This is a genomic window from Auraticoccus monumenti, assembly GCF_900101785.1.
GTDB classification, from domain to species: domain Bacteria; phylum Actinomycetota; class Actinomycetes; order Propionibacteriales; family Propionibacteriaceae; genus Auraticoccus; species Auraticoccus monumenti.
In genome coordinates, this window is sequence record NZ_LT629688.1 from 3,293,123 (window position 1) to 3,308,254 (window position 15,132).

Consider the following 15,132-nt stretch of genomic DNA (forward strand, 5'->3'; position numbering starts at 1 on the left):
GGGTACCAACCTGAGGAGCACCCAGTGAGAAGAGCCACCAGCCTGGTCGCGGCGTTGGCCGCGGCCGCCCTGACCCTGACCGCCTGCGGAGGTGGCGGCGGGGAGCCGGCCGCCGACGGCGAGGTCGAGCTCGAGATGGTCGAGAGCCTGACGAACCCGGCCCGCACGCAGGTGCTGCGGGGCCTGCTCGACGAGTTCGAGACCGCCAACCCGGGGGTGACGGTCAACCTCGTCTCCCCGCCCACGGAGCAGGCCGACGGCAAGATCCAGCAGATGCTCCAGTCCGGGTCGGGGGTGGACGTGCTCGAGGTGCGTGACATCACCGTCGGGCCCTTCGCCAACAACGGCTACCTCTACGACATGACCGCCGACATGGAGTCCTGGGAGGGGTGGGAGAGCCTGACCGAGAACGCCCGGCAGTACTCCCGCTCCAAGGACGGCCAGACCTGGTTCGTGCCCTACGGCTTCTACGGTCTCAGCCTCTTCTACCGCAAGGACCTCGTCGCCGAGGCGGGCTTCGACGGCCCGCCCAAGAGCTGGGACGAGCTGCTGGAGCAGGCCACGGCGATCCAGGACCCGGCGCAGAACCGCTTCGGCTACGCCTTCCGCGGCGGCACCAACGGCCAGGGCAACGTGGTGGCGGCCATCGAGGCCTACGTCGGGGACGACCTCGACGTGCAGAACGCCTTCCTGACCGAGGACGGGCGCACGATCTTCGCCACCGAGGAGGCGAAGCAGGCTGTCGCCACCTACTTCGAGCTCTTCCGCCAGGCCTCCCCGCCCTCGTCGGTGGCCTGGGGCTACCCCGAGATGGTGGAGGGCTTCAACAACGGGTCCACGGCCTTCCTGCTGCAGGACCCCGAGGTCATCGCCACCATCTCCGAGTCCACCGCCATCACCGCCGAGCAGTGGGACACCGCCCCGCTGCTGGTGGGCCCGACCGGCAAGGCCGCCCAGCCCATCGCCACCGCCGGCTGGGGCGTCGCGGAGTCCAGCGAGCACAAGGAGGAGGCCGTGGAGCTGGTGCAGTTCCTCTCCGGTGACGCCTCCACCACCTTCGCCAAGGAGAACTCGCTGGTGCCGATCCAGGAGGCGGCCGCCGAGGACCCCTTCTACTCCACCGGCGCCTGGGCCTCCTACGTCACGATGACCGAGGACCCCGAGACCTGGCTCAACGTCACCCAGCCGCGTGACGTCGCCTGGTGGACCGAGTGGCAGCAGAAGTCCGACAACGAGGTGCAGCAGGTCCTGATCGAGCAGATGACGCCCGAGGAGATGCTGGCCAGCTGGGACGCCTACTGGACCGAGAAGCTCCAGCAGGGCGGCTGACCGGTGGCCACCACGACCCCGGCCGCGGTTCGGCGGGGAGGAGCCGAACTCCCCCCGCCGGGCGCGGCCCCCGCCCGCCCCAGCCGGCCGCGGCGGCCCGACTTCCCGGTCCGCAAGGCGCTCGGCATCGGGGCCTTCCTGCTGCCGGCGGTGCTGTTCGTCGCCCTCTTCACCTACTACCCGATGCTCGTCGGCTCGCAGATGGCGTTCCGGGAGTGGAACCTGTGGGACCTGACCGACACGCCCTTCATCGGGCTGGACAACTTCCGCACCCTGTTCGCCGACCCGAGCTTCGCAGCCGTCTCCTGGCACACCGTGGTCTGGGTCGTGGGCTCGATCGTCCCGCAGTTCCTGATCGGGTTCGGCATCGCGCTGCTGCTGTGGCGACGCTTCCCGTTCCGGGGGCTCTACCAGGCGGTCGTCTTCTTCCCCTGGGCGGTGTCGGGGTTCCTGATCGGGATCCTCTTCCGCTGGATGTTCAACGCCGAGTTCGGGGTGGTCAACGACCTGCTGCTCAAGGCAGGGCTGATCGACTCCCCCGTGCCGTGGCTGGCCGACCCGGACCTGGCCATGGCGTCGGTGATCGTCGCCAACGTCTGGTACGGCGTCACCTTCTTCGCGATCATGATCCTGGCCGCGCTGCAGTCGGTGGACCACGAGATGATGGAGGCCGCCGCGCTCGACGGCGCCGGCCGCGTCCGCACCCTCCTCTTCATCGTGGTCCCCTCGATCAGGATCACCCTCGGTCTGACCGTGCTGCTGCGGGTCATCTGGATCTTCAACTTCCCCGACATCATCTACGGCATGACCGGCGGCGGGCCCGGGAACCAGACCCACATCATCACCACCTGGATGATCACCTTCACCCAGCAGGGCGCCTACGGCGTCGCCTCCGCGCTGGGGCTCATCACCATGGCCGTGCTCACGGTGTTCACGATCTTCTACCTGCTCGCGCTCCGGGAGAGGAACTCATGATCGACCGCAACCCGCCGCTGATCAAGGCGGCCCGGGTGGTGCTGCTGGCGCTGTGGATGCTGATCACCCTGTTCCCGCTGTACTGGATCGTGGTCACCTCCCTGAAGGACCCCGGAGTCATCGCCCGCTTCCCGCTGCAGTACTGGCCCGAGACGGTGTCCTTCGCCAACTACGCCCGCCTGTTCGAGACGGCGAACTTCGGCCAGTACCTGCTCAACAGCCTGGTCGTGGCGGTCAGCGCCGGCGCGGTGGCCACGCTGATCTCGCTGCTGTCGGCCTACGTGCTGGCCCGCTTCCACTTCCGATCCCGGGGGGCGATCACGGTGGCCTTCCTGGTCACCCAGATGATCCCCGGGTTCATCGCGCTGGGCCCGCTCTACCAGCTGATGGTCAACCTCGACCTGGTCGACAACCGGGGCGGGCTGGCGCTGATCTACACCGCGGTCTGCATCCCCTTCTGCACGATCATGCTGCGGGGCTTCTTCGCCAACGTCCCCGACGCCCTCGAGGAGGCCGCGATGGTGGACGGCTGCTCGCGGCTGTCCGCGCTGTTCCGGGTGATCGTCCCGGTCATGACGCCGGGGATCATGGCCGCGTTCATCTTCAACTTCGTCAACTGCTGGAACGAGCTGTTCCTCTCGGTGACGCTGCTCAACAGCACCGAGAAGCTCACCGTGCCGACCGCGCTCAACGGCTTCATCTCGAGCTTCAACATCGAGTGGGGCCCGCTCTCGGCCGCCGCGGTGCTGACCATCCTGCCGACCATGGCGATCTTCGCCCTGGCCAGCCGCTGGATCGTCCAGGGCCTGACCTCCGGAGCGGTGAAGGGCTGACCCACCTCCGTCCGACCGGCCCCGCGTCCACCGGACGCGGGGCCGTGGTGACCGTCCTGTGCCGGGAGAGGGCCGCCGGCCCGGTCCTGGCCTCCGTCGCGCTGCTGGTCCGGCCGCCTGCGCCATCCCGATCACCTGGCCCGGCGTGCCGGTCTGGCTCGGCACGGCCTGCGGCGTCAGCAGCTGGGGCACCTGGCTCGTCGTGGCCCTGGACCACGCGACCCGCCGGTGGGGAGGACCGAGGGCGCCGGTGATCCGCGTCACAGCACCCATCCGAGCCGCGCGACCGTCCCGAAGTGCCTCTCGGTGCCGCGGAGCTCGCTCGCGCGCGGTCGACGACGGACTCGGGGTCGGTCGGCCACCGCTGCGTGAGGAGCTCGTCGGGCGACGCCCCGGGCACCGGTGCGCCTGGGCCCATCGGGGGATGGGCCCGGGTCCGCACCCGCGCCCGGTTACGGCTCGGGCAGTCGGCGCCGGAGCAGGCAGAACTCGTTGCCCTCGGGGTCGGCCAGGACGTGCCAGGACTCCTCCCCCGTCTGCCCCACGTCCGCTGGTCGGGCCCCCAGGGCGAGCAGCCGTTCCAGCTCGGCGTCCTGGTCCCGGTCGACCGGGTTCACGTCGAGGTGCAGACGCAGCGGGGACGTCTTCTCCTCCGCCACCAGCGCCAGCACGATGGTCGGGGCGGCTCCGCCGAACCCGGACGCGGGTCCGATCTCGATGTCGGCACCCTCGCGGCCCAGCTCGACGTAACCCAGCACCTCGCACCAGAACCGTGCCAGGGCCTCGGGGTCACGGCAGCCGAGCACCAGCTCCGTCAGTCGACAGCTCACCGGTCGAACCTAGGCGTCATCGCCTGCGGGCGCGAGGGGGAGGAGCGCGCGATGACCCCGGCCGGCTGCTCCCCCGGGCCCACACGCGGGCGTCGGGCCAGGAACGGCACGGGCGACCGGGGTGCGCTGCCGCACCCTGGTCGCCCGTACCGGGGCCGCTGCCCTGCGCTCAGTGCTGCGGGGTGTGGCGACGACGTCTGCCGTACCAGACGGCACCCGCGCCGGCGGTCAGCAGGACACCTGCCGCGACGGCGACCAGTGCGGCGGAGCCGGAACCGGTGTCCGGCAGCCGGGACTCGGGCCCGCCCGGTCCGTACGGGGCCGCAGGCGTCGTCGGCGTGCCGTCCGCGTCGGAGTCCGCCTCGGCGTTCGAGTCGGAGTCCGAGCCGGAATCGGCGTCGGAGTCGGACGTCGAGCTGCGGTCCGTACCGGCGTCGGAGTCGGCGTCCGAAGCGGTGTCCGGACCCGCATCGGAGTCCGCGTCGCTCTCAGCATCGACCGAGGAGGTGGGAGGCGTCGAGGCCGTCGGGCTGTCGCTCTCGGTCGGGCTCTCGGTCGCGGTCGGGCTCACGCTCGCGGTCGGGGTGGTGCTGGGGCTCGGGCTGTCGCTCGGCGTGGCGCTGTCGCTGGGGCTCGGCGTGGCGCTGTCGCTGGGACTCGGGCTGTCGCTCGGCGTGGCGCTGTCGCTGGGGCTCGGGCTGCCGCTGGGCTCCGGGTCAGGCGACGGGGACGCCGCCACGCAGGCGCTGCTGGTGAACACGTTCGTCTGCAGGCTGACCTGGCCGGTCCGGGCCAGGACGCGCCCGTCGACCGTGCTGCCGGTCAGCACGGACACCGACGCCAGGGCCATGACCGACCCGACGAAGGTGGTGCCGGCGTCGATGGTGGCCGAGCTCCCCACCTGCCAGAAGACGTTGCAGGCCTGGGCGCCGCGGATCAGCTCGACGCTGGACCCGGTCCCGATCAGGAGGGCGGAGGGCACCTGGAAGATGAAGACGGCATCGGGGTCGTTCTCGCCGTCCAGGGTCAGGGCGCCGTTGAGCGCCAGTGTGGTGGAGGCGGTGTAGACGCCCCCGACGAGCGTCTCCCCGGTGAGGTCGGGGCCGACAGCGGCCGTGCTGGCCCGCCCGGCCGCGTCGTTGTAGGCGATGCGGAGGTCGGCCTGCGCCGCGGCGGCCACCTCGTCGGCGGCGTGGATGGTGCCTCGCACCTGGCCGGGCGGGAAGCCGGTGATGGCTGCCCCGGGGCTGACACCCAGGTTGTCAGACAGGATGCTGGGCCCGGTGTTGGTGACCGTCTCGGCCCCGAGGACGGAGAAGTCCTCGGCGGTCCCGAGCAGGACGCGCGCCTCGGCGGCCTGGGCGTCGGGAACGACGGCGCCGAGCACCAACCCACCACTCAACGTGAGGGCCGCGGCTGCGGCCAGGAAGGAGATCGACCGGCGCCTGGCTCGAGGAGCGGTGTCGGGGAGAGGACGGGGCAAGACTGCCTCCAGCAGAGCCGACCCAGCGACCGGTCGGCGGCTCGGGGGAACCGGACTCGATCACCGTGGGCGGTGGTATCGACCACCATAGGTCACGTGATCGCCATCACCTAGTACCGGCGTGTCGACCCGTCGTCAGACCCGCGGCCCGGACGGGTCTGCGGCACCCTCCGTGCCACCTGAGACGGCGGCGACGACGCGGTCCACCGCCGCCTCCACCTGCCGACCGACGGCCTCCTCGTCCCCGGACTCGGAGTCGCGCACGAACGCCGTGACGCCACGGGTCAACCCGCAGTAGTCCAGGATCCCGTGCTCGACCTGGGTGCTGAACGCCTGGCCGTAGCCGTGCCGGACGAAGGAGGCCTCGGTGGTGCCGGAGACCGGGATCAGGTGCGCCGTGACCCGTTGCAGCCTCGGCACGACGCACTCCTCCGCGTCGAGGTCGAAGGGCCAGCCCGTGATGAGCACGCGGTCGACCAAGCCCTTGAGCAGCGCCGGCAGGGACCACCACCAGACCGGGAACACCAGCACCAGGTCTGCAGGCGTGGTACCCGGAGATCGTCCGGTCAGGCGCCGGCGACACGCCTGAGCCTTCCTACCGGCTACCAGGTGCTCGCCGGGACCGACCGCGTCATCACGCAGGCGAGTGCGCGGGCGTCACCAGCAGCGGCTGTGCCCCTGGATCACCGCGCGGGCGTCGGCTCCGGCACCACTGCCGGCAGCGTCGCGTCCCCGGGGACGCCGTCGTCGTCTCCTCCGCCGGCACCCGGCCGGGCAGCGGCCTCGACGCCGAGTCCGGGCACGCGCTGGAGGCGCGGAGCGACCCCGGGGCCACCGCCGGTCGTGCGCAGAACCGGGCGCTCAGCGGACGGCTCGACGAGAGTGCAGAGACGTCCGCTGAGCGACCGGTTCTGCACGCCGGGCGGCGCGGGCCCGGCGCCGGGGCGGGAGGCACGCTGCGTGGTCACCCACCGAGGCCCGCCTCGACGACCCCACGGCACCCCGGTGGAGGTGTGGCGGACCGACCAGCCCTCCACCGGCGGCACCACCGGTCCCGAGTGGACGCGGCTGGTCCGCGACGACATCGCCGAGCTGCACGCCCGGCTGACCGACTCCCCGCGGCGGGGGCGACGGCGTCCGGGTACCCCGAGCCCTCTCGAGGTCCCCGCGACCGCGCCGGCGGCGGAGGGCGGTGGCGACGCTGGTCCTGGGTACCCCAGGGGCATGAACCGCGCCAGCCGAGCACCCGCCGACGCCCCCACGGACCAGCCCTCCGCGCACCGGTGAGCCGGTACCGGCGCTGGGCCGTGCTCGCGGTCGGCTGGGTGGTGCTGGTCCTGGGACTGGCGGCCCTGGTGCTGCCGGGACCCGGTCTCGTCCTGGTGGCGCTGGGGCTCGCCATCCTGGGGCGTCACCTCCCCTGGGCCCAGCGGCACCTGCAACCGGTCCAGGCCCGGGCCCACGCCGGCGCGGTCGCGCTGGTGCGGTCACCCCGGCGCTTCGTGGCCCCGGCGCTGCTCTCCGCGCTCCTGGTCGGCCTGGGCGTCGTCTGGCTGGTGGGGCCGGGAGTGCCCACGTGGTGGCCGCTGCACCCGCGGTGGTGGTTGGTGGGCGGACCGGTCACCGGCATCAGCCTGGTGGTCTCGGGCTCGGTGAGCGCGACGGTGCTGCTGCGGACGTGGTCCCGGCGGGCCGAGCTCCGGCTCGAGCACTCCCCCGTCCCCCAGCGCAGCTGACGTCCGGGAACGCACGCTCGACCCTGTCCCCGGGTGCGACCTGGACGGAGCCAGTTCTGAGATGCTGCGGTGGTGGTGGCAGACGAGGGCGCCTACGACCGGGTGGTGCCGGTCCACGACCCGGCGAACCGGTGCGTCCCCCCGCACCGAGGGCGAGGACCGCTGGGCCTGCTGCGGCTGACCGGGGTGTGCGCGGCCACGGTCGGTCTGGGCCACCAGACAGGCACCCGGCGGTGCACGTCCACCACCACCGCCCTCCCGGTCCAGCTGGACGGGGAGCCGGTCGGGCTGCTGGCCGGCGCGCAGGTCACCGTCGAGTCCGCCCACCACGCGCTGCTCACGATCGGCTGAGCGTGCACTACGTCCTCGGCGCCCCTGGCTCCGGCAAGAGCAGCCTGGCCCCGCTGCTGCGGACGCTGCTGCCCGGACGGGTGGTGCTCGACTGGGACGCCCTGATGGAGCCGGCGGGGACGCTGGCCGGGTGGCCCGTCCGCGAGCACCCGGACACCTGGGGCCCCTACTCCGACCTGGTGCGGGCGGTCGTGGGGCAGCTGGGGTCGTCACCGGTGGTGCTCCTCACCGTCTGCACACCCGACGAGCTGCGGGGCTGGCCGCCCGGCCGCTGGCTGCTGCTGGACTGCGACGACACCACCCGACGCACCCGGCTGGCGCCCCGTGGGGACCTGGCGGAGGCGACCGGGGCCGTCGCGGACGCCGCCTCCTACCGGGCGCTCGGGCTGCCAGTGGTCGACACGACCAGCCTGCCGCTGCCGGACGCGGCCCGCCGGCTGGCCGCCGCCCTCGCCGGGTCCGACGCCCGTGGTGACGGCTGAACGACGGGAGTGGTGCCCGGGCGACCGGCTGGGTCCGGGCCGCGGACCCCAGCCGAGACCCTGCGTCCCGAGCAGCGCCGGCTACGGCACCGGTGCCCGGTCCAGCACCAGCAGCCACGAGCGGTAGTGCTCGACCACCGAGCCGCCGAGCCCCTCCACCGCGTGCGCGGCGGCCCCCACCTCCTGGGACGACCAGTCGCTGAAGGTGCTGAACAGCCGCCGCACCTGGTCGGTGTCCAGTCGGGTGCTCCAGGACCAGACGCTGGTCCCCGTTACCGTGAAGTGGCCGCTGCGGGTCAGCTCCCCGGTCGTGACGACCACGTCCTCGGCGTCCGGTCCCCGGCGCGGCGGCGTCGGCCGTGCCGCGACGATCTCGGCCAGCCGGTCCCGGAACGGGGTCCGGACGTCGGGGTCGCCGAAGACGTTGCGCCACACCGCGAGCCGCCCGCCCGGCACCAGCAACCGGTGCAGTCGCGGCAGCAGCACGTCCAGCTCCATCCAGTGCACGGAGGTCGCGGCGACGGCCAGCTCGAAGGACGAGGCCGGCCGCTCGAGCTCCTCGGCCCGGCACACCACCACCTCGGCGCCGGGGCAGCGCTCACCGAGCACCGCAGCCAGCCGGGGACCGGGCTCCACGGCCGTGACGGACAGGCCGGCGGCGAGCAACCCGCGGGTGGCCTGGCCCGAGCCCGCCCCCAGGTCCAGCGCCCGGTGCCCCGGCTCCAGGAGCCCCCGATCGCGCAGCTCCCGCCACAACGCCTCCGGGTACGGCGGGCGGGCCCGGTCGTAGTCCTCGGCCCGGGCCTCGAAGTGCATCGGGTCGACCACGAGCGCCAGCCTACGATCGCGAGCCGGCCGCCGGGCCCCGTCGGCGTCTACGCTCACGGACCCAGGGCATGTCGAGAAGCACCGGACGGCTCCGCTCACCAGATGAGGGGCCGCGAGGAGCGCGGCCCACGACACAGGGAGAACCACCATGCCGAAGTACCTGCTGCTCAAGCACTACCGCGGCGGCCCGGAGCCGCACCGCAAGGTCCCCACCATGGACCAGTGGGCGCCCGAGGACGTCGAGGCCCACATGGCCTTCCTCGGCCACGTCAGCGAGCTGCTGCAGGAGCGGGGCGAGTTCGTCGACGCCCAGGCGCTCACCCCGGAGCGCACGTTCGTCCGCTACGGCGGACCCGAGGCCGCCCCCGTCACCTCCGACGGACCGCTGCCCGAGACCAGCGACCTCGTCGCCGGCTGGTACATGATCGACGTGGAGTCCCGTGAGCGCGCGATCGAGCTCGCCGCCTACGTGTCCTCCGAGCCGGGTCCCGGCGGGGAGCCGCTGTACGAGTGGATCGACGTCCGCGAGGTCATGTCCGAGGCACCCGCCCAGGACTGAGGTGACCGACCAGCCGACGCCGCTGCGGGACGAGGGTGCCCTGCGCGCCCTCGTCCCGCAGGTGCTGGCCGCCATGGTGCGGCGCGGAGAGGACTTCGACGCCGCCGAGGACGCCCTGCAGGAGGCGCTGCTGGAGGCACTGCGGGTCTGGCCGGAGCACCCGCCGCAGCACCCGCGTGCCTGGCTGACCACGGTGGCGACGCGACGTCTGGTCGACGCCCGGCGCAGCGAGGCGGCCCGCCGGCGCCGGGAGGAGAGGACCGACGCCGAACCCGCGCCGGCCGCCACCGAGGCCGGCGACGACACCCTCTTCCTGCTGTTCTGCTGCTGCCACCCCGACCTCACCCCCGCCTCGCAGGTGGCGCTCACCCTCCGCGCGGTCGCCGGGCTCACGACCCGGGAGGTCGCCGAGGCCTGCTACGTCCCGGAGGCCACCATGGCCCAGCGCATCAGCCGGGCCAAGCGCACCCTGCGCGGACGCCGGCTCGACCAGCCGGGAGACCTCGCGGTGGTGCTGCGGGTGCTGTACCTCGTCTACACCGCGGGGCACGTGGGCCGGGTGGACCTGGCCGCCGAGGCGATCCGGCTGGCACGCCAGCTGACCCTGGCCACCGACGAGCCCGAGGCCCGGGGGCTGCTGGCCCTGATGCTGCTCAACCACGCCCGGCTCCCCGCCCGCTCCGACGCCGAGGGCCGGATCGTCACCCTCGACCGGCAGGACCGGAGCCGCTGGGACACCCGCGAGATCGCCGAGGGGGTGGCGGTGCTGCAGTCCGCGCTGGCCCTGCAGACCGACGAGCGCCCGCCCGGTCGCTACCAGGTCGAGGCCGCCATCGCCGCCCTCCACGACGACGCCGTCAGCGTGGAGGAGACCGACTGGCCGCAGGTGCTCGCCTGGTACGACGACCTGCTGGACCTGAGTGCGGACCCGGTGCGCCAGGACCCCGCCGGCGTCCTCGGACGGGCGGTGGCGGTCGGGCACGTCCACGGCGCCGCGGCCGGTCTGCGTGAGACCGATCGGCTGGGCGACGTGATCGGGGACCGGCACCGGTGGCACGCCGCGCGCGCCCACCTGCACGAGCTGGGGGGCGAGCTCGCCGAAGCCGCCATGGCCTACGCCGAGGCGGCCCGGCGGGCGACCCAGGTCACCGAACGGGACCACCTGGTCCGACGCGCCGCCGAGTGCCGGCGTGCGGCCTCCGAGGCGCCGCCCGAGTGACCTGAGGGGCTGGGTCCGGCCCCGGTCGTCGATCCCGTCGCCCCGCGCACGTCCCCCACGCCGGGTCAGGACGACCGGCGGACCGGCTCAGCCCCGGCCGCGGCGCGTGTTCCGCCGGTCCGCCGAGCGCACCACCGTCTCCGCCGTGCGGGTCAGCGTGGAGCCGGCCTCGCGGGCCCTCTGGCGCAGCACCTCGTAGGCCTCGTCCGGGTCGGTGCCCGTCTGGTGGGCCAGCACGCCCTTGGCCTGCTCCACGACGATCCGCCCGGCCAGCGCCGTGCGCAGGCTCTCCTCCACCTCCGCCGGGCCCATCGGCACCGCCCGGGCCACCACGAGGCTGGCGATGTCGGCCAGCAGCTGGCCGGTGGCCTGGTCGGCGACCTCGGCCGTCGGGTAGAAGACGTTGAGCCCGCCCAGCACCAGGCCCTGCCAGCGCATCGGGAAGCCCTGGACGGCGTGGTAGCCGCTCTCGACGATCGCCGGACCGATGGTCCCCCACCGGGCGGCCAGCGCCTCCTGGCCGCGCACGGTCACCGCCTCCCCCGACGCCACGGTCTCCACGCACGGGCCGTCGTCGACCTGCTGCTGGTACAGCTCCAGCTCCGCGACCCGGTGCGAGGTCGCGGCCAGCAGCTCCAGCGGTGCGCCGGGACGGGGCTGGACCAGGATGCCGAGGGCCGCCGCGTGCACCAGCTCGGCGCAGTCGCTGAGGAGGTGGTCCAGGCTGTCGGTGACGTCACCGTGCTCGACCATGCCGACGACGGCGGCCGCGAGCACCTCTGTGGTGGTGATGCTCATCGTGCGTCTCCTTCCGGGTCGGGGTCGATGCGGGTGAAGTCCAGGGCGCGCTCGAGGACCTGGGTGGCGGTGTCGTCCATGGTCTGGTCGGCGGCGAAGGAGTGCGCGCGCAGCAGGGCGTAGGCGTCGTCGGCGCTGAGCCCCAGCTGGGCCAGCACCATGCCGGTGGCCTGGTGCAGACGGCTGCGCTGGGCCCAGGTGTCGCTGGCCGCGAGCGTCTGCAGGGACTCGGGGCTGACCAGCACCGCCCCGACCGCGTCGACCAGCAGCTGCAGCGACTCCGGGGCCGTCGCCGGCGCACGCGGCTCGCGCCGGTAGCAGGTGAAGGCCCCGGTCGACCGGCCGCGGGAGCGCATCGGCACGGCGTCGATGTAGCACGGGCCCACCGTGTCGGTGATGACCGAGGCCGCCTCGGCCCACTCCGCCGGCGGATGACGGGTGCTGAGGGTCGAGCTGACCCCGGTGAGGAAGGCGCGGGGGCCAGGGCCGGCGCGCAGCACCTCCTGCAGGTCGTCCAGCCGGTCCGCGGTCTCGTCGGTGGCGCCGAGGGGGTGGTGCTCGGTGGTTCCGGTGGCCAGCGACAGAGCACCCCCGTCGGCGCCGGCCGTCACCGTGGTGAGCCGGCAGAGCCGCAGCGCCAGCGGTTCGGGACTGTCCTCGGCGACGGCGCGGGCCACCATCGCCAGCACCTGCCTCCCGGACAGCTGCAGCGGGTGCTCAGTCATCCTGGTGCCGCCACCCGCCACGGCCCGTGTCGTCGTCCGGATGATCCCGCGTGCGGGCGGAGGCGGCCTGGTCGACGAGCTCGGCGGCGATCTCGACCAGCTTGCGGTTGCCCTGCTGGGAGACCCGGGCGAGGAACTCGAAGGCGCGCTCGGCACCCAGCTGGTAGCGCTCCATCACGATCCCGGTGGCCTGCCCGATCAGCTGGCGCGTCCCCAGGGCGGCGGTCAGCTGGCTCTCGCGCATCCGCCGACCCAGCAGGTGGCTGGCGTGGGAACCGAACAGGACCGCGACGTGGGTCGACGCCTCGTCGAAGGCGGACGGCTGGTCGCCGTAGAGGTTCAGGCCGCCGATGCTCTCGCCGTCGTCGTAGAGGTCCAGACCCATCTGCGAACGCACCCCGAGGTCGACGGCCCGGGGGGCGAAGCGGGGCCACCGCTCATCCGTGTGCAGGTCGTGGCTGGTCCGGCGCTGCCGCTGCCGGACCGCCTCCACGCACGGGCCCTCACCGAGCTCGTGCTGGACGGCGTCGAGGCGCCGCACCAGGTCGTCGGACGCCGCGATCGTCTCGAGGCGCCCGTTGCGACGACTGATCGAGATCGAGACGTGGTCCGCTCCGGGGACGGTCTGCTGAGCCGCTGTGACCAGGAGGTCCAGGGCCTCCTCCAGAGAGGTCTCGCCGTGGGACCGCCGGGCCACCTCCTCCAGCACGGTGGACAGCTCCGCGACGTCCATGGTCGACCTCCGCTCCGGGCACGCGCAGCGCCCATCTCCCGACGGTATCCCACCCGGCTCGTCCTCCCGCCCCCCGCGGATCAGACCCGCAGGGAGTCCCAGGCGAACCCCCTTGTCCCGACCCGGGCGCGGGGAGACACTGAGCACGGGTCGAGAACCGGGCCGCCTCGTACCTCTCGAAGGTGTGGTCCCCGTGTCGGCTCCCGTCCTCCCCTCCCCCTCACCCGGTGTCCTCCCCCCGTCGGGGGCCGGACGCTTCAGCGCCCTGCTCGACGAGGACGTCTGGTCCTGGTCCGAGGAGCTGGTCAGGCTGCTCGGACACGCGGAGCAGCCGACCCTCGTCACCACCGAGCTGTTCCTGCACCACGTCCTGCCACCGGACCGGCCGGTTGCCGCGGCCCTGCTCGAGGCGGCCACCGAAGGTCCCTGCACCGTCCGGCTTCGGGCCCGGACCAGCCGGGGACGCGACCTCGTGCTGGACGTGAGCGCAGCACCACGCCCTCGGGCTGCCGGGGCCCCGAGCTGGTTGTCCAGCGGCATCGAGGGCACCGTGGCCCCCGTCGCCGACCGGGCGCACGAGGTGGCGGGGAGTCCGTCCACCCGCCCGGTCGAGGACGCCCGTGAGCTCCTGGTGCTCGCCCTGGGTCTGGGGAGGGACGCAGCACTGGCCCTGCTCACCCACCACGCCCGGGCCCGCCGGCTGACCGTGGCGGAGCTGGCCCGTGACCTGGTGCGCGTCTGTGCGGCGGTGCCCACCTCCCAGCTGTCGCAGGCCCTGGTGGCCGCGGCGCTGTCCGGTGCGGCTGACACCCCGCACGCCGCTGCCTCCCACCCCGGCGCCGCTGATCCTGGTGGCGCGGGGTTCCCGGCCCGTGGCGCTAGTGCCATCCCCTGAGGACCGCCGCAACCCGTCCCGGACGGGCACGGTGCGTCCAGGGGCCGCGCCGGCCCGGAACCCGACCCGACCGTCGGTCTGCACCGGTGCGGTCAGGGAGGAACACATGGGTTCGACCACGACGACCCCCCGCCGAGGACGACACCGCCCGCCGAGCACGCCGCAGAGCCCGCCGGGCCACCTGTCCGGTGCCGGGGCGTCCGCGTGACGGTGGGGTCGGACGAGCAGCGGGTGACCGCGCTGGTCCGGTCGCTGCACGAGCAGCCGACAGTCGACGCGCTGGCGCACCTCTACGACGTGACCGGACCGGCGGTCTACACCTGGGCCCTGGACAAGGCGCCCCGCCCGCTGGCCGAACGCATCGTCGTCGACACCTACACCAACCTGTGGCTCAGGTCCTCCACCTACAGCACCGGGGTCCCCGGCTGGAGCTGGGTGCGCGCCCAGGCCCTGACCGCGTTGCAGCACCACCGCGCGCCGGACCCCGGCGTCCGGCCCGACGCTCCTGCCTGAGCGGTGTGGTCCGGCTACACCTGGCCGGGCAGACGGCGCCGGGTGACCAGCTCGGTGGCGACCGCGTGCAGCTTGCGGTTCTCGGCCTGGCTGACCCGGGTGAGGACGCTGAAGGCCTGCGCGGCGTCGACGCCGTAGCGCTCCATCAGGATCCCCTTGGCCTGCCCGATCAGGTCGCGGCTGGCCAGCCCCTGGCTCAGCTGGTCCAGCTTCTGCGCGTCGGCGAAGGCGATCGCGGCGTGGCTGGCGAAGATCAGACCGACGTGCTCGGAGTCGTCGTCGAAGGCCCCCGGACGGCGGCCGTAGAGGTTGAGCGCCCCCAGCGTGTCCCCGACGACGTAGAGCTGGAAGGACAGCATGCTCGCCGCACCCAGCTCCGCAGCCCGGGCGGCGAACCGCGGCCACCGGGACTCGGTGCGCATGTCGGGCACCCGCACCGTCTGCTGCTCGTAGGCCGCATCCAGGCAGGGCCCTTCCCGCACCGCGGACTGGACCTCGTCCACCCTCCGCGGCAGGTCCCCGCTCGCGCTGGAGGAGGTGATGTCCCGCCTCCCGCGCACCACGCTGATCGACCCCTCGTCCGCACCCGGGATGAGAGACACCGCGGCCACGACCAGCTCGTCCAGCATGGCACCGGTGTCGCGCTCGCCCTGGAGCTGCCGGGCCATCTCGCCGAGCTGCCGGGCGAGCAGGTCCTCACCGCCCTGGCGCCCGGACGGCTGCTGGTTGACTGGTCCCCGCGACACGCTGCCTCCTGGTGGGTCGCCGTCCACGGCGGACGGTTCTCGCGCGGCAGCGACCCTGCAGCACCAACCTGCCACACGCCCGGCCCCGGCGACGCCA

The 15,132-nt window shown here is 73.7% G+C and carries 19 protein-coding genes; 11 read left to right on the forward strand and 8 right to left on the reverse strand.

The genetic code is table 11. The annotated features are described in order from the left end of the window. Positions 1 to 24 precede the first annotated feature (24 nt). The 3 genes from BLT52_RS15260 to BLT52_RS15270 are packed head-to-tail and all read left to right on the forward strand — an operon-like array spanning position 25 to position 3,137. Positions 25 to 1,329, forward strand: coding sequence for an ABC transporter substrate-binding protein (locus BLT52_RS15260; RefSeq protein WP_090594755.1), 1,305 nt, complete (start codon positions 25 to 27; stop codon positions 1,327 to 1,329). Positions 1,330 to 1,332: 3 nt separating this feature from the next. Beyond that, the gene (locus BLT52_RS15265) at positions 1,333 to 2,304 is read left to right on the forward strand and encodes a carbohydrate ABC transporter permease (RefSeq protein ID WP_172804056.1); all 972 of its coding nucleotides are present in this window, start codon (positions 1,333 to 1,335) and stop codon (positions 2,302 to 2,304) included. Next, entirely contained in the window at positions 2,301 to 3,137 is an 837-nt protein-coding gene (locus tag BLT52_RS15270) for a carbohydrate ABC transporter permease (RefSeq protein WP_090594756.1), read from the forward strand. The genes BLT52_RS15265 and BLT52_RS15270 overlap by 4 nt, the downstream gene beginning before the upstream one ends. A 452-nt stretch (positions 3,138 to 3,589) precedes the next feature. Here the strand turns inward: BLT52_RS15270 and BLT52_RS15275 are convergent, their stop codons facing one another. The 3 genes from BLT52_RS15275 to BLT52_RS15285 form a co-directional block, all read right to left on the reverse strand. Continuing rightward, the gene (locus tag BLT52_RS15275) at positions 3,590 to 3,967 is read right to left on the reverse strand and encodes a VOC family protein (protein ID WP_090594758.1); all 378 of its coding nucleotides are present in this window, start codon (positions 3,965 to 3,967) and stop codon (positions 3,590 to 3,592) included. Between the two features lie 169 nt (positions 3,968 to 4,136). After that, on the reverse strand, positions 4,137 to 5,354 hold the full coding sequence (locus BLT52_RS15280; RefSeq protein WP_157677165.1) for an ice-binding family protein: 1,218 nt from the start codon (positions 5,352 to 5,354) through the stop codon (positions 4,137 to 4,139). Between the two features lie 231 nt (positions 5,355 to 5,585). After that, positions 5,586 to 5,981, reverse strand: coding sequence for an NAD(P)H-dependent oxidoreductase (locus BLT52_RS15285; protein WP_197679067.1), 396 nt, complete (start codon positions 5,979 to 5,981; stop codon positions 5,586 to 5,588). A 429-nt stretch (positions 5,982 to 6,410) separates the two neighbouring features. Between BLT52_RS15285 and BLT52_RS15290 the strand changes: the two genes are divergently transcribed. The 4 genes from BLT52_RS15290 (at position 6,411) to BLT52_RS15305 (ending at position 8,019) form a co-directional block, all read left to right on the forward strand. After that, a complete protein-coding gene (locus BLT52_RS15290) occupies positions 6,411 to 6,737 on the forward strand; it encodes a hypothetical protein (RefSeq protein ID WP_157677166.1) in 327 nt (108 codons plus the stop codon). Next, on the forward strand, positions 6,734 to 7,186 hold the full coding sequence (locus BLT52_RS15295; protein ID WP_090594764.1) for a PGPGW domain-containing protein: 453 nt from the start codon (positions 6,734 to 6,736) through the stop codon (positions 7,184 to 7,186). Before BLT52_RS15290 ends, BLT52_RS15295 begins: the two co-directional genes overlap by 4 nt. Before the next feature lie 72 nt (positions 7,187 to 7,258). Continuing rightward, a complete protein-coding gene (locus tag BLT52_RS15300) occupies positions 7,259 to 7,537 on the forward strand; it encodes a hypothetical protein (protein ID WP_157677167.1) in 279 nt (92 codons plus the stop codon). Positions 7,538 to 7,539: 2 nt separating this feature from the next. Beyond that, the gene (locus BLT52_RS15305; RefSeq protein WP_090594767.1) at positions 7,540 to 8,019 is read left to right on the forward strand and encodes a P-loop NTPase family protein; all 480 of its coding nucleotides are present in this window, start codon (positions 7,540 to 7,542) and stop codon (positions 8,017 to 8,019) included. A gap of 81 nt (positions 8,020 to 8,100) precedes the next feature. Here BLT52_RS15305 and BLT52_RS15310 read toward each other — a convergent pair whose 3' ends face one another. Beyond that, the gene (locus BLT52_RS15310) at positions 8,101 to 8,847 is read right to left on the reverse strand and encodes a class I SAM-dependent methyltransferase (protein WP_090594769.1); all 747 of its coding nucleotides are present in this window, start codon (positions 8,845 to 8,847) and stop codon (positions 8,101 to 8,103) included. 148 nt (positions 8,848 to 8,995) lie between these two features. Between BLT52_RS15310 and BLT52_RS15315 the strand changes: the two genes are divergently transcribed. Beyond that, positions 8,996 to 9,406, forward strand: a complete 411-nt coding sequence (locus BLT52_RS15315; RefSeq protein WP_090594770.1) for a YciI family protein — start codon at positions 8,996 to 8,998, stop codon at positions 9,404 to 9,406. A gap of 1 nt (position 9,407) precedes the next feature. Further along, positions 9,408 to 10,625 carry an RNA polymerase sigma factor gene (locus tag BLT52_RS15320; protein ID WP_090594772.1) on the forward strand — a complete coding sequence of 406 codons (1,218 nt, stop codon included), beginning with the start codon at positions 9,408 to 9,410 and terminating at the stop codon, positions 10,623 to 10,625. Positions 10,626 to 10,712: 87 nt separating this feature from the next. Here the strand turns inward: BLT52_RS15320 and BLT52_RS15325 are convergent, their stop codons facing one another. From BLT52_RS15325 to BLT52_RS21085, 3 genes are read right to left on the reverse strand one after another with little or no spacing between them, the layout of a single operon-like run. Beyond that, entirely contained in the window at positions 10,713 to 11,423 is a 711-nt protein-coding gene (locus BLT52_RS15325) for a GAF and ANTAR domain-containing protein (protein WP_090594774.1), read from the reverse strand. After that, complete coding sequence (locus tag BLT52_RS15330; protein ID WP_157677168.1) at positions 11,420 to 12,148, reverse strand: ANTAR domain-containing protein; 729 nt, start codon at positions 12,146 to 12,148, stop codon at positions 11,420 to 11,422. Before BLT52_RS15330 ends, BLT52_RS15325 begins: the two co-directional genes overlap by 4 nt. Beyond that, positions 12,141 to 12,881 carry a GAF and ANTAR domain-containing protein gene (locus BLT52_RS21085; RefSeq protein ID WP_172804057.1) on the reverse strand — a complete coding sequence of 247 codons (741 nt, stop codon included), beginning with the start codon at positions 12,879 to 12,881 and terminating at the stop codon, positions 12,141 to 12,143. The genes BLT52_RS15330 and BLT52_RS21085 overlap by 8 nt, the downstream gene beginning before the upstream one ends. A gap of 193 nt (positions 12,882 to 13,074) precedes the next feature. On the opposite strand from BLT52_RS21085, the gene BLT52_RS21090 reads away from it, so the two are divergent. Together BLT52_RS21090 and BLT52_RS15340 are read left to right on the forward strand one after the other, a co-directional pair. Beyond that, complete coding sequence (locus BLT52_RS21090) at positions 13,075 to 13,776, forward strand: ANTAR domain-containing protein (RefSeq protein WP_172804058.1); 702 nt, start codon at positions 13,075 to 13,077, stop codon at positions 13,774 to 13,776. Between the two features lie 231 nt (positions 13,777 to 14,007). After that, entirely contained in the window at positions 14,008 to 14,289 is a 282-nt protein-coding gene (locus tag BLT52_RS15340) for a hypothetical protein (RefSeq protein ID WP_157677171.1), read from the forward strand. Between the two features lie 14 nt (positions 14,290 to 14,303). Here the strand turns inward: BLT52_RS15340 and BLT52_RS15345 are convergent, their stop codons facing one another. Continuing rightward, positions 14,304 to 15,035 (reverse strand): GAF and ANTAR domain-containing protein, encoded by a 732-nt coding sequence (locus tag BLT52_RS15345; RefSeq protein ID WP_197679068.1) that lies wholly within the window; start codon positions 15,033 to 15,035, stop codon positions 14,304 to 14,306. Positions 15,036 to 15,132 lie beyond the last annotated feature (97 nt).